13 protein-coding genes are annotated in these 12519 nt (G+C 65.6%); 8 read left to right on the top strand and 5 right to left on the bottom strand.

What is annotated here, in order from left to right; genetic code table 11:
• Nucleotides 1-8 precede the first annotated feature (8 nt).
• From pxpA to pxpB, 3 genes are read right to left on the bottom strand one after another with little or no spacing between them, the layout of a single operon-like run.
• Nucleotides 9-761, bottom strand: a complete 753-nt coding sequence (gene pxpA / locus GWC77_RS05140; RefSeq protein WP_173255796.1) for a 5-oxoprolinase subunit PxpA — start codon at nucleotides 759-761, stop codon at nucleotides 9-11.
• A gap of 21 nt (nucleotides 762-782) precedes the next feature.
• On the bottom strand, nucleotides 783-1832 hold the full coding sequence (locus GWC77_RS05135; protein WP_173255795.1) for a biotin-dependent carboxyltransferase family protein: 1050 nt from the start codon (nucleotides 1830-1832) through the stop codon (nucleotides 783-785).
• Nucleotides 1829-2482: a 5-oxoprolinase subunit PxpB gene (pxpB, locus tag GWC77_RS05130; protein WP_173255794.1), complete on the bottom strand. Its 654-nt coding sequence runs from the start codon at nucleotides 2480-2482 to the stop codon at nucleotides 1829-1831. Before pxpB ends, GWC77_RS05135 begins: the two co-directional genes overlap by 4 nt.
• A gap of 181 nt (nucleotides 2483-2663) precedes the next feature.
• On the opposite strand from pxpB, the gene GWC77_RS05125 reads away from it, so the two are divergent.
• Nucleotides 2664-3176: a winged helix DNA-binding protein gene (locus GWC77_RS05125; protein ID WP_173255793.1), complete on the top strand. Its 513-nt coding sequence runs from the start codon at nucleotides 2664-2666 to the stop codon at nucleotides 3174-3176.
• Nucleotides 3177-3216: 40 nt separating this feature from the next.
• Here the strand turns inward: GWC77_RS05125 and GWC77_RS05120 are convergent, their stop codons facing one another.
• Nucleotides 3217-3816 carry a 5-formyltetrahydrofolate cyclo-ligase gene (locus GWC77_RS05120; RefSeq protein WP_217283170.1) on the bottom strand — a complete coding sequence of 200 codons (600 nt, stop codon included), beginning with the start codon at nucleotides 3814-3816 and terminating at the stop codon, nucleotides 3217-3219.
• Nucleotides 3817-3836: 20 nt separating this feature from the next.
• Between GWC77_RS05120 and GWC77_RS05115 the strand changes: the two genes are divergently transcribed.
• The 4 genes from GWC77_RS05115 (at nucleotide 3837) to GWC77_RS05100 (ending at nucleotide 8860) form a co-directional block, all read left to right on the top strand.
• Nucleotides 3837-5804, top strand: coding sequence for a lytic transglycosylase domain-containing protein (locus GWC77_RS05115; protein ID WP_173255870.1), 1968 nt, complete (start codon nucleotides 3837-3839; stop codon nucleotides 5802-5804).
• Between the two features lie 87 nt (nucleotides 5805-5891).
• Complete coding sequence (locus GWC77_RS05110) at nucleotides 5892-6848, top strand: complex I NDUFA9 subunit family protein (protein ID WP_173255791.1); 957 nt, start codon at nucleotides 5892-5894, stop codon at nucleotides 6846-6848.
• Between the two features lie 60 nt (nucleotides 6849-6908).
• Nucleotides 6909-7559 carry a glutathione S-transferase family protein gene (locus tag GWC77_RS05105; protein WP_173255790.1) on the top strand — a complete coding sequence of 217 codons (651 nt, stop codon included), beginning with the start codon at nucleotides 6909-6911 and terminating at the stop codon, nucleotides 7557-7559.
• Nucleotides 7556-8860: a multifunctional CCA addition/repair protein gene (locus GWC77_RS05100; protein WP_173255789.1), complete on the top strand. Its 1305-nt coding sequence runs from the start codon at nucleotides 7556-7558 to the stop codon at nucleotides 8858-8860. Before GWC77_RS05105 ends, GWC77_RS05100 begins: the two co-directional genes overlap by 4 nt.
• Nucleotides 8861-8862: 2 nt before the next feature.
• Here GWC77_RS05100 and GWC77_RS05095 read toward each other — a convergent pair whose 3' ends face one another.
• Nucleotides 8863-10089, bottom strand: a complete 1227-nt coding sequence (locus GWC77_RS05095) for a class I SAM-dependent methyltransferase (protein WP_173255788.1) — start codon at nucleotides 10087-10089, stop codon at nucleotides 8863-8865.
• A 13-nt stretch (nucleotides 10090-10102) separates the two neighbouring features.
• On the opposite strand from GWC77_RS05095, the gene GWC77_RS05090 reads away from it, so the two are divergent.
• From GWC77_RS05090 to ttcA, 3 genes are all read left to right on the top strand, one after another.
• Entirely contained in the window at nucleotides 10103-10963 is an 861-nt protein-coding gene (locus GWC77_RS05090; RefSeq protein ID WP_173255787.1) for an SDR family oxidoreductase, read from the top strand.
• A gap of 109 nt (nucleotides 10964-11072) precedes the next feature.
• Nucleotides 11073-11471 carry a dihydroneopterin aldolase gene (locus tag GWC77_RS05085; RefSeq protein ID WP_173255786.1) on the top strand — a complete coding sequence of 133 codons (399 nt, stop codon included), beginning with the start codon at nucleotides 11073-11075 and terminating at the stop codon, nucleotides 11469-11471.
• Between the two features lies 1 nt (nucleotide 11472).
• A complete protein-coding gene (gene ttcA / locus GWC77_RS05080) occupies nucleotides 11473-12447 on the top strand; it encodes a tRNA 2-thiocytidine(32) synthetase TtcA (RefSeq protein WP_173255785.1) in 975 nt (324 codons plus the stop codon).
• Nucleotides 12448-12519 lie beyond the last annotated feature (72 nt).

The raw sequence follows: 12519 nt of genomic DNA, 5'->3' as shown, positions 1-12519 counted from the left end.
CGCGGGCGTTAGGTACGCAAGGTCCAGGCGGGTTGGACGTCGATGTTGTTCGAATCGAGGACGGTACGCAGCCGGCGCGCGAACGCCAGCGCGTGCGGACCGTCGCCGTGCAGGCACAGCGTGCGCACGTTGAGCGAAACCCAGGTTCCGTCGACTGTGCGCACGCGTTTGTCGCGCACCATCGACAGCACGTGTTCGAGCATTTCGTCTTCCGATTCGATCAGCGCGCCAGGTTCGCTGCGCGGCACGAGCGAGCCGTCGGCGCGATAACCGCGATCGGCGAAGCCTTCCTCGATTGCCGCGAGGCCGGCCTGTCGGGCCGTTTCGATGAAACCACTGTTGGCGAGACCGAAAATGGCCAGCGACGGATCGAAGTCATGCACGGCCGAGACGATCGCATCGGCGATCGCAGGATCGCGCGCCGCCTGATTGTAGAGCGCGCCGTGCGGCTTCACGTGCACGATGCGTCCGCCCTGAGCCTGCGCGATGGCGGCGAGCGCGCCGAGCTGATAGAGGATGCCGGCATAGATGTCGTCGGCCGGCAGATCCATTTCCTTGCGGCCAAAGTTGGCGGGATCGTGAAAACTCGGGTGCGCGCCGATGGCGACACCCTTTGCGAGCGCGAGACGCACGCAGTCGCGCATCGCGTTGGAGCCGCCGGCATGCCAGCCGCAGGCGATATTCGCCGAGCTGACGAGATCGAGCAGCGCTTCGTCGGAACCGCTGCCTTCGCCGAGATCGGCATTCAAATCGATTTCCATGACTTCCTCGTTCAAGACCGCTCAAGCGGCGCGTGCCGACTGTCGCAACCGCTCCTCATACATGACCATCGCGACATCGATCTGGCGAAGATAGGCGCGCTCTTCGGCGAGGGCGAAGACGGCTTCCTCGCGAGAGCTCGGTACGAACCGTACGCTGCCGTTCAATCGAAGTTGCGCGAGTTTCCATAAATCCGCCTGAATGACGGCTCCGATGCGCGGATATCCGCCCGTGGTCTGCGCATCGGCCAGCAACACGATGGGCTGCCCGCTCGGCGGCACCTGGATCGTGCCCGGCAAGACGGCGTGGGAAGGCAAGTCGCCTTGCGCGTCGCGCGTGAGCGCCGAGCCCGAGAGCCGGTAGCCCATGCGGTTGCTCTGCGGCGTCACGCGCCACTCGTCGGACCACAACGCTTCGTGCGCGAGCGCCGTGAAGCTTTCGTACTCGGGACCGCGCAGCACGCGTACCGACACCGCGCGCTCCGCTCCGGCCAGATGCTTGCCGCGCCGGACCGGTTCGTGGCCCGCCGCAGCGAAGCGGCACCATTGCGGTGCCTTGACGCCGAAAGGCGGCGCCTGCACGGCGATGCCCGAGCCCGGCCGAGCCGACGGCGTGCCGACGGCGAGACGATCGCCTTCGCGCAACGTCCGTCCGCCGAGTCCGCCGAAGCGGGCGCACAGATCGGTGCTGCGCGAGCCGAGCATCTGCAGCACGTCGATGCCGCCGCGCACGCAAACATAGCAGCGCATGCCACGCACGGCCCCATGCAAGACCAGTTCCTGTCCGGCCCTCACGGGAAGGCTCCACCACGCATAGATGGGCTTGCCGTCGAGCGAGGCGTCGAACTGCGCGCCGGTGATCGCAGCACGTGTGGCTTGCGTGAAGCGCAGCGCGGTCGGCCCCATCGTCACCTCGATGGCCGCGGCCTGCGGCGCATTGCCGACGAGCCGGTTGCCGACTTCGAGCGCGAGCGTGTCGAGCGCGCCCGCCGTGGCGATGCCGAGATGCCGGTAGCCGGGGCGGCCCAGATCCTGCACCGAAGTCAGGATGCCTGCGCGAAGCACTTCGATCATCGTTCGATCCCCGCAATGGTGAAGCGGACGCGATCGCCGGGTTGCAAGAGCGCGGGCGGTGTGGCGGCGGGATCGAACAGCGTCACGGCCGTTCGGCCGATCAAGTGCCAGCCGCCCGGCGACGCGGCCGGATAGATACCGGTCTGTGCGCCGCCGATCGCCACGGAGCCCGCCGGGACTTCAATCCGCGGCACTGAGCGGCGCGGGCTGTGGAGCGCGGACTCGAGCCCGCCGAGGTAGGCGAAGCCCGGCTGAAAGCCGAGAAAGAACACGACGTATTCGCCCGCGGCATGCCGCTTGGCGACTTCTTCGGCGTCGAGCCCCGTGTGCCGCGCCACGTCGGCGAGATCCGGCCCGAATTCGCCGCCGTAATGCACGGGGATCTCGACGAGGCGGCCTGTCGTCGCAGCGCTTTCGGCGCCTTCCCAGGCTGTCGCCAGCGCGCCGGCGAGCGTTGCGCTATCGGCCGCGAGCGGATCGAAGACGATCGTCAGATTATTCATGCCGGGAACGACTTCGACGACGTGCGGCCAGTGCCGCGCGATGTCGGCCATGGCCCAGATGCGCTCCTGGCACTCGAGCGTGGCGGGCGGCGGCACTTCGCATACCAAAGCTGCGTCGCCGAACGGAAAGATGCGGGGTGGGGTCATCGCCGGAGTCTCGTTGACATCGATCCAAAAAGTGCACGCCAAAGCCGCCGCTCGTTCCTTTCCAGCGTATTATCGATAAAATATCGATAATTTACAAATAAGAGTTTTCGCCAAGCGTGCGCGCGGCGCGTGCGTCGTACACTGCGACCATCATCGTTTCGTCGTATTCAAAGTGGCTGCCATGTCGCGTCAACCGACCAAGATCGTGTCCTCGGAGCACCTCGTTTCCGAGACGAGTGCCGAGCTGTCCGAGTTCGAGTATGGACTCATCATGGCGAGCAATGCGTTCAATCGCTGGATGGTGCGCTGCATGGCAGCCGCCGGCGGCAAGGACATGACGCCTGTCGAGGTGTCGTTGCTGCACCATGTGAGCCACCGGGACCGCAAAAAAAAGCTCGCCGACATCTGCTTCGTGCTGAACATCGAGGATACGCACGTCGCCACGTATGCATTGAAGAAGCTCGTGGCTAGAGGGTATGTAAAAAGCGAAAAGACAGGCAAGGAAGTGTTTTTCTCCGCGACCGCCACGGGGCGCGAGCTCTGCGCGCGGTACCGCGATGTCCGCGAGCGTTGTCTCATCGCCGCGCTCAGGGAAAGCGGCCTCGTCAACGAGCAGATCGGCGCGGCGGCTCAACTCATGCGAAATGCATCGGGCCTTTACGATACGGCCGCGCGCGCGGCGGCTTCGCTGTAGCGGCGCGGCGGGGCTTCGTCCTTTGTCCGCGCGGGCGCGCTCAGGTCGTAGAGGGCGCGCGCTCGCCCGTTTCGGTGACGATGGCATCGAGCGGCAGATCGTGCAGCTCGCGCGGCAGCGAGGCGATGCGGCAGGCGTCATAAGCGATGCCGACGGTTACTGGGCGGCTCGTGCCGGGCCATCCCGCGAGTGTGCGATCGTAATAGCCGCCGCCGTAGCCGAGCCGGTAGCCGTCGTCATCGAAGCCCACGCATGGAATCAGCAGCAAGTCGGGCAACACCGCAGGCGTGTCGAGCGGCTCGGGTATCCGGTGATGGCCGATTCGCATCGGAGTCTCGGGTGCCCATGCATGAAAAACGAGCGCATGGCCTTTCATCGCGATGACGGGCAAAGCGGCTTGCCGGCGCACGTCTTGCGCGAGCCAGCGCGAGAGTGCGTCGCGTGCATCGAATTCTCCCGGCAGCGGCCAATAGAACCCCACCGTGTGCGGCGCGAAACGCTCGAGCGCTTCGAGCACATGCATGCCGAGCGCCGCATTCGCGCCGGTTGCCGCAGCCGCCGCGTGACGCACGTCACGCAAGGCTTTGCGCAGTTCGGCTTTCGAATTCGACGCAACGTTGCGTGCTATGCTGTCGCTCAATTTTTGCTCCACCGATCATGATGTCGAAACGCTTTTTTCGAGTATATCGCGCGGCTTGCTCCGCTTTCGCCGCGGCGGCACTCGTTGCGTGCGGCACGGCGTCCGCCGGGCGTCACGCGTCCCCCGCGCCGATGAGCGACGACCGCATTTTCGTGCAATTGCGCGAAGCGGCCCGCAACAACGACGCGGCACGCGCCGCGCAGCTCGCGAGCATGATCCCGGACTATCCGGCGCAGTCTTATCTCGAGTACTTTCAGATCAAGCCTCAGCTGTTCGACGGCTCGGGCCATGCCCGGCTCGACGCGCCCGACGAGCCTGTGCTGTCTTTCTTGAAGCGGCACGACGGCGAAGCGCTCGCCGACCGCATGCGCAACGACTATCTGACGGTGCTCGGCGCACGGCACGACTGGCGCAATTTCGACGCCCAATACGCGCGCTTCGTACTGAACGACGATACGCAGGTCAAATGTTATGCGCTCGAGTCGCGCGCCGCGCGCGGCGAAAACGTGGCCGATGCGGCGCGCGCGCTGCTCGTGGAGCCGCGCTATTACGGTGACGGCTGCGTCGATCTGATCACCGCGCTTGCGGCTGAGAAGCAATTCACGCCCGAGGACGTGTGGCAGCAGATCCTGCTGGCCTACGAGCAGAACGCCACGACGGCGGGCAGCCGTATCGCCGACGCGCTCGGCGCGGCGCGACCCGATGCGACGCGCTTCGAACAGGCGACGAGCGCGCCGCCGCTCCTGCTGGCGAACGGTATCGGCGCCGATTCGGCCTCGCACGAGCTCGCCCTGTTGGCGATCACCGTCATGGCGCGCAACGACGCCGCCGCGGCGGCGGCCGCCTTCGCGACCGTCGCGCCGCAGCTTTCGCTCGCCGAGCGTGCGATCGGTTGGGGCACGATCGGCTACCAGGCGGCGGCGCGGCAGGTGCCCGGTGCGCTCGACTGGTTCCGGCTGTCCGCGAACGCACCGCTTTCGTACCCGGCCTATGAGTGGCGCACACGCAGCGCCTTGCTGGCGGGCGACTGGACGATGGTGCGCTGGTCGATCGAGCAGATGCCCACGCCGCTGCGCAGCAGGCCGGCCTGGGTGTACTGGCACGCGCGCGCGCTGAAGCAGGCCGGCGAGACGGCCGCAGCGAACGAGGAATTCGAGCGTATCGCCTCGCGCTTCGATTTCTATGGCCAACTGGCCACCGAAGAGCTGGGCCGCAAGATCGAGATACCGCCGAAGACCTCGGTGACCGACGCGGAAGTCGAGGCTGTCGCCAAGACGCCGGGCTTCGAGCTCGCGCGGCGCTTTTTTGCGCTCAACCTGCGGCTCGAGGGCAATCGCGAGTGGAATTGGCCGCTGCGCGGGATGACGGACCGCCAATTGCTGGCCGTGGCCGAGTATGCCCGCCGCATCCAGCTTTACGATCGCACGGTCAACACGGCGGACCGCACGCGGACCGAGCACGATTTCTCGCTGCGTTACCTGTCGCCGTTTCGCGATATCGTCGAGCGCGATGCCCAGACCAACGGGCTCGACGTGGAATGGGCCTACGGACTCATTCGTCAGGAGTCGCGCTTCATCATCGACGCGCGCTCGGGTGTCGGCGCGGGCGGTCTCATGCAGTTGATGCCGGGTACGGCGAAGATGGTCGCAAGAAAGATCGGTCTTGGCGCCGTGTCGCCGGCCGAGCTCAACGACATCAACACGAATATCCTGCTCGGCACGACGTATCTGTCGATGATCTACAATCAGTTCGACGGTTCGGCCGTGCTTGCGACCGCCGGCTACAACGCCGGCCCGGGGCGGCCGCGGCAATGGCAGGCGGCGTTGCCGCGTGCCGTCGAAGGGGCCATTTTCGCGGAGACCATTCCGTTCAACGAGACCCGCGACTACGTCAAGAATGTGCTGTCGAACACGGTCTACTACGCGGCGCTGTTCGAAGGCCGTCCGCAATCGCTGAAGGCCAGGCTCGGCGCCATCCTGCCAAACTGACGCCGCTGCGCGGCCGCCCCGGTGCGCAGCTCGCTGTGCGCCGTGCGCGCGCGAGTGCTTCGGCGGCCATAGCGAAAGGAGGCGAAGATGCGGCATCAATCCGTAGCGTTGATCGGCGGTTCCGGCTTTATCGGCGCGCATCTGGCCAATGCGCTCGTCGCAGCGGGCAAGACCGTCCGGCTGGCGACGCGAAGTCGCGCACGCGCACGTCATCTGACGATGCTGCCGATCGACGTGCTCGAAATCGATGTCTTCGATCCTGTCGCGCTCGCGCGCTTCGTCGAGGGCGCCGATGCGGTCGTGAATCTGGTCGGCACGCTCCATGGCGGACGGGGCCGTCCCTATGGGCGCGAATTTGCGAGGGCGCATGTCGAGCTGCCTGCGAAAATCGTGTCCGCCTGCGAAGGCAAGGGTGTGCATCGGCTCGTTCACATCAGCGCGCTCAATGCCGATCCCGCCGGGCCGAGCATGTACCTGCGCTCGAAAGGCGATGGCGAAAAAGCCGTGCGCGCTGGATCGCGGCTGGCCACGACGATTTTTCGGCCGTCGGTCGTATTTGGGCCGCAAGACAACTTCCTGAATACCTTTGCCGTACTGCAGCGTCTTCTTCCGGTGATTCCGCTCGCGAAGCCCGATGCGAAGTTTCAGCCCGTCTTTGTCGGCGACGTGGCGAGCGCGATCGTGAACACGCTCGATCTCGATGCGGCAAGCGGGCGCACCTACGAACTGGGCGGGCCGACGGTCTACACGCTCGAAGCGCTCGTGAAGTTCTGCGGGGACGCGATAGGGCGTCACGCGCGCATCGTGCGTTTGCCCGATGCTTTGGCCTATATGCAGGCCATGACGTTCGAGATGTTGCCGGGCGCGCCCGTGCTTACGCGAGACAACCTCGATTCGATGACGCGCGATGCCGTGCTGAGCGGCCCGCTTGCGCCCGAGCTCGGTATCGAGCCGGCGAGCATGGAGGCCATCGCGCCGGCCTATCTCGGCAATGCTTCGCTCAGATCGCGCTTCAGTGCGTTTCGTACGACGGCCGGTCGTTGACGGCCGTCGCGATGTGCCGTAGTCAGTCGCTTGCTCAACCTTCTCATCACAACTCGCGATATGAAACTCGTAATCGGTGACAAGAACTATTCCTCGTGGTCGATGCGGCCCTGGCTGCTGATGCGCCAAGCGGGCATTTCGTTCGACGAAATCTCCGTCGAGCTTGGCGAAGCGTCCACGCCCGCGCGGATTCTCCAGTATTCGCCCTCGTGCAAGGTACCTTGCCTCATCACCGACGAGGGGCAGTCGGTATGGGAGTCGCTGGCTATTTCCGAAACGCTCGCCGAGCGCTTTCCCGAACTGGCGCTATGGCCCCGCGATCCCGCGGCGCGTGCGCATGCGCGCTCGGTCGCCAGCGAAATGCACGGCGGCTTCGGCGAGCTGCGTTCGGCCATGTGGATGAACATCCGGGCGAAGTGGCCAGGCGCCAATGCCACGCCCGGCGCGTTGGCCGACATTGCCCGCATCGATGCGATCTGGTCCGAGTGCGTGGCGCGCTACGGCGGTCCTTTCCTGTTTGGCGCGTCATTCACGATCGCCGATGCGATGTATGCGCCGGTCGTCATGCGGTTCAATACCTATGCCCCGAAGCTGTCCGAGGCGGCGAGCGCTTACGCCAGGCACATCACTGCGTTGCCGGCTGTGCGGGAGTGGATCGAAAGCGCGCTGCGGGAAACGCATCGGCTCGACAAATACGAAACGCCCCAATGAAGATTTACGCTGTAGGCGGTGCCATTCGTGACGAACTGCTCGGCGTGCCCGTGTCGGACCGCGACTATGTCGTGGTCGGCGCGACACCCGAGCAGATGGTCGCGCAGGGTTATCGCCCCGTGGGCAAGGACTTTCCCGTCTTTCTGCATCCGGCCACCCAGGAGGAGTACGCGCTCGCGCGTACGGAGCGCAAGACGGCCGCCGGTTATCACGGGTTTCAGTTCTACTATGCGCCGGACGTGACGCTCGAAGAGGATCTGGCGCGGCGCGACCTGACCATCAACGCGATGGCGCGCGAAGTCCGGCCCGACGGCGAGCTGACGGGGCCTGTCATCGATCCGTTCGACGGGCAGCGCGATCTCGCTGAAAAGCGGTTTCGGCATGTCGGTGAGGCGTTCGTCGAAGATCCGGTGCGCATCCTGCGCCTCGCGCGCTTCGCGGCCCGCTTCCACGATTTCGACGTGGCGCCCGATACGCTGGCGCTGATGAAAACGATGGTCGCGGCCGGCGAAGTCGATGCGCTCGTACCCGAGCGCGTCTGGCAGGAAATCTCGCGCGGCCTGATGGAAGACAAGCCTTCGCGCATGTTTGCGACGTTGCGCGAGTGCGGGGCGCTGGTGCGCGTGCTGCCCGAGGTCGACGCGCTCTTCGGCGTCGCGCAGCGCGCCGACTACCATCCCGAAGTCGATACCGGCGTGCATGTGATGATGGTCGTCGATTACGCCGCCGCGCGCGGTTATGCGCTGGCCGTGCGATTCGCCGCGCTCACGCACGATCTCGGCAAGGCGACGACACCGGCTGACGTCTTGCCGCGACATCTCGGCCACGAGATGCGCAGCGTCGATCTGCTCAGGCCGATGTGCGAGCGGCTGCGCGTGCCGAACGAATGCCGCGATCTGGCGCTGCTCGTGGCGCGCGAGCACGGCAACATCCATCGCGTGATGGAGATGGGCGCGGCGGCGCTCGTACGCCTTCTGGAGCGCTCCGATGCACTGCGTAAGCCGGCGCGCTTCGCCGAAGCGCTACAGGCCTGCGAATCGGATGCGCGCGGGCGGCTCGGCTTCGAAATGCGCGAGTATCCTCAGGCCGAACGGCTGCGTGTGGCGCTCGTCGCCGCCCGGGCGGTGGATGCCGGGGCCATCGCCCAAGCGCAGGCGCAGGCGCAGGGGCAAGGACAGAGTGGCAAGCCCGCGGGAGCCGAGAACATAAAGGAAGCCGTGCATCGCGCGCGCGTCGCGGCCGTGGCAGCGGCGCTGGGCCAGGCGCCCGACGCGCTCACCGAGGACGCCGGCGCTTCATGAGGTCATAGCGTGTGCGAACGGTCGCCGCGCGCGAACGCATCCAAAGTCCGCTCGATGCCGCGCGAAAAGGCGATCACCTTGAAGAGTTCGCCCATTTCGGCTTCGGAAAGCAGTTTCTGTACCGCATTCGCCGCCGGCAGGAAGCGGGACGTGTCGGACGCGTCGAGTCCGGCCAGCGCTTCCGTGATGCCCGCATTCATCAGAAACCGGGCCTGCGACGTATAGCCGAGCAGATCGGCGCCCGCTTCCGTTCCCGCGACGGCAATGGCCGTGAATTCGACGTGAGCGGTGATGTCCTGCAACCCCGGGTGAAAGAACGGATCGTCGTGGGAGTGATGGCGGTAATGGCACATGAGCGTGCCTTGCGCACGTTGCGGATGGTAGTACTCGTGACGTGGAAAACCATAGTCGACGAAAAACGCCGCGCCTCTCGAGAGCATCGTGCAGACAGTGCGTGTGAAGGCTGCTGCCGCCGCGTGCGTTTCCGCGACGTAGTCGATCGACGGATCGATCCGCTCGTCGAGTTCGGCCAGCACAGCGGCGTCGTAATCGGTCAGTACCGTGCCGCCGCTTTCATGTCCAGTGGGGCGGTCGGCGAAGCCCAGTTTTCCGTCCGCGCCCGTCGCGACGCCGCGCTCATGCCATACGCCGCCCGTACGGACGAAAAGCCTGACCGGCATCGCATCGAGCACCTCGTTGCCGAGCGCGACACCGGCGAAGCGCTCGGGCAGCGCATCGAGCCAGCGTACGCGCTGCGCGAGCTCTCCGGCGAGCGCCTCGATCGTCTCGCGTTGGCGCGCGCGCAGCTCGCCCGAGAGCTCGACGATGGCGTAGCTGTCGAAAGGCACGCCGAGCGCGTCGAGTGTAGTGAGCAGGCCCGCGGCGAGCTTGCCCGTGCCGGCACCGAATTCGATCAATTCGCGCGTGCTGCTCTCGGCCAGCGCTTGAGCGACGGGGCGCGCGAGCGTCGACGCAAAAAACGGGGAGAGTTCGGGCGCCGTGACGAAATCGCTGCCGTCTTGCGCGCGCAGGCCGAATTTGCGCGCTCCGCCGCTGTAGTAGCCGAGGCGCGGGGCATACAGCACACGCTCCATGTACCGATCGAACGGCAGCCAGCCGCCCGCCGCCGCGATGTCGTCTCGGACGAGCGCGACGAGCGCCTGGGAGGCCGCGAGCGCGTCCGCGTCCGGAACGGGTAAACTAACGGGTTTGTGAGCATTCTGATTCATTCCGGCATTGTAAATGAGCGCCCCCTCCGATCCGCGCGCGAGTCCTGACGCAGGTGCCAGTCGCGCCGCTACCGCCGGTGGCGCTGGCGCGCAAGGGCGCGTCGTGCTCGTTACGGGCGCCGCGCGGCGCATCGGCCGGGCCCTGGCGCTCGGCTTCGCTGCGAAAGGCTGGGATGTGGCCGTCCATTACGGCACATCGGGCCGCGAGGCCGAGGGCGTCGTCGCCGAGATTCGCGCGCTGGGCCGCCGCGCTTGCGCGCTCGAAGCCGATCTGGCCTTCGAGGAGGACGTGGCGCAGCTGGTGCCGGCCTGCACGGCCGCGCTCGGCCGACCGCGCTGCATCGTCAACAACGCGTCGCGTTTCGTCGAGGATACGGCGGCGACCATCGGCTACGAGACGCTGCTGCAACTGATGGCGGTCAACGTGGGCGCGCCGCTCGTACTGGCGCGCGCACTGCATGCGGCGACGCCCGCGGCCGCCTGCGAAGACGAGACCGAGCGCAGCGTCGTCATCAACGTGCTCGATCAGAAGCTTTACAACCTGAACCCGGACTATTTGTCGTACACGTTGTCCAAGGCGGCGCTGCAGACTGCAACCGTGGCGCTGGCACAGGCGCTGGCACCGAAAGTGCGCGTGGTCGGTATCGCACCGGGGCTGACCTTGCCCTCGGCCGATCAGACGCCCGACGGCTTTGCCGCCGCGCATCGCGTCACGCCGCTCGGCCGTGCGTCGCGTCCCGAGGATATCGTGCAGGCGGCCTGCTATCTCGCCGATGCGTCGGGCGTGACGGGCGCGACGCTCGTCGTGGACGGCGGCCAGCATCTCGTGCCGCTGCCGCGCGATGTGATGTTTTTGACGCCCGAGGGCAAGTAGCGCGTTTCGGGTGTTGGGGACGCTTGTGCCGGGCCGCGACGCTCGATTGGCGAGCTTGGGCGGATGCGATGAGGCATCGCCGGTGCGCATTTTTTTGATTGGAACGGATATGGTTTGCGCTCTCTTGCACCCCCGGCTCGCCGACTGTCGCAGGCTTTTTCTGCGCAATTACGAGGTTTTCATCAATATCGGCGTGCACGAGTTCGAAAAGCGCGGCGAGCAGCGCGTCGTCATCAACGTCGAGTTGTTCGTGCCGCTCGCGCAGACGACGCCTGTCGACGACAAGCTTCATGAGGTCGTCGACTATGACTTCATGCGCGCGACGATCGCCGATCGCGTCGGCCGCGGCCATATCCATCTGCAGGAAACGCTGTGCGACGACGTCGCCCGCGTGCTGCTCGCGCATCCGCAGGTGAGGGCCGTGTGCGTATCGACCGAAAAGCCTGATGTTTATCCGGACTGCGATGCCGTGGGCGTCGAAGTCTTTCGCATCAAAGAGGAAGATTGAGATGAATGCGCCAGAACACGCCGCCGCGAACGCCGAGGCAGGGCAAGCGCGCCAGGCGCTCACGCGCCGGGAACAGAAGGAAGCCTACGAGAACAACAAGCTGTTCAAGCGGCTTGCGCGTCTGGTCGGGCAGGCGATCGGCGATTTCAACATGATCGAGGATGGCGACAAGGTCATGGTCTGCATGTCGGGCGGCAAGGACAGTTACGCGCTGCTCGATATTTTGCTGCGGCTGCGCGAGCGCGCGCCGATCCATTTCGATATCGTGGCCGTGAACCTCGATCAAAAGCAGCCCGGCTTTCCCGAGCATGTGCTGCCTGAGTATCTGAGCAGCCTGAACGTGCCGTTTCATATCGAGAACCAGGACACCTACAGCATCGTCAAGCGGCTCGTGCCCGAGGGCAAGACCACCTGTTCGCTGTGCTCGCGGCTGCGGCGCGGCATTCTCTACCGTGTGGCAGGCGAGCTCGGCGCCACGAAAATCGCACTCGGCCATCATCGCGACGACATTCTGCAGACGCTGTTGCTCAATCTTTTTTACGGCGGCAAGCTCAAAGGCATGCCGCCCAAGCTGCAGTCGGACGACGGCAAGAACGTCGTGATCCGGCCGCTCGCCTATGTGAAAGAAACCGATCTCGAGAAATACGCCGAACTACGCGCGTTTCCGATCATTCCCTGTAATCTCTGCGGGAGTCAGCCGAATCTGAAGCGTGCGGAAATGAAAGCGCTGATTCGCGAGTGGGACAAACGGTTTCCGGGGCGTGTCGACAATATGTTCAATGCACTTTCGAACGTCGTGCCGTCGCATTTGATGGATCCGCGGCTTTTTCCGTTTGCGGGATTGCGCGCGACGGGCAAGGCCGACCCGCTCGGCGACATCGCTTTCGACGATGACCCTTGTTCGGCGGACGGAGCCGGCGGCGGGAATGCCGGCGCAGCACAACCGATCTCATTCGCGCAATTCGACGACCTCTGATGCGCGGCGCGCCTTGACCGTGCGCTGTGCCGCTTTGGCGTAAAGAGCGCGATGTTAGAATCGCGCACCTGA

The organism is Paraburkholderia sp. NMBU_R16, from assembly GCF_013282575.1.
In the GTDB taxonomy this organism is placed as follows: Bacteria; Pseudomonadota; Gammaproteobacteria; order Burkholderiales; family Burkholderiaceae; genus Trinickia.
Note: the sequence above shows the minus strand (reverse complement) of the source record. Positions and strands in the feature narration are given on the sequence as shown.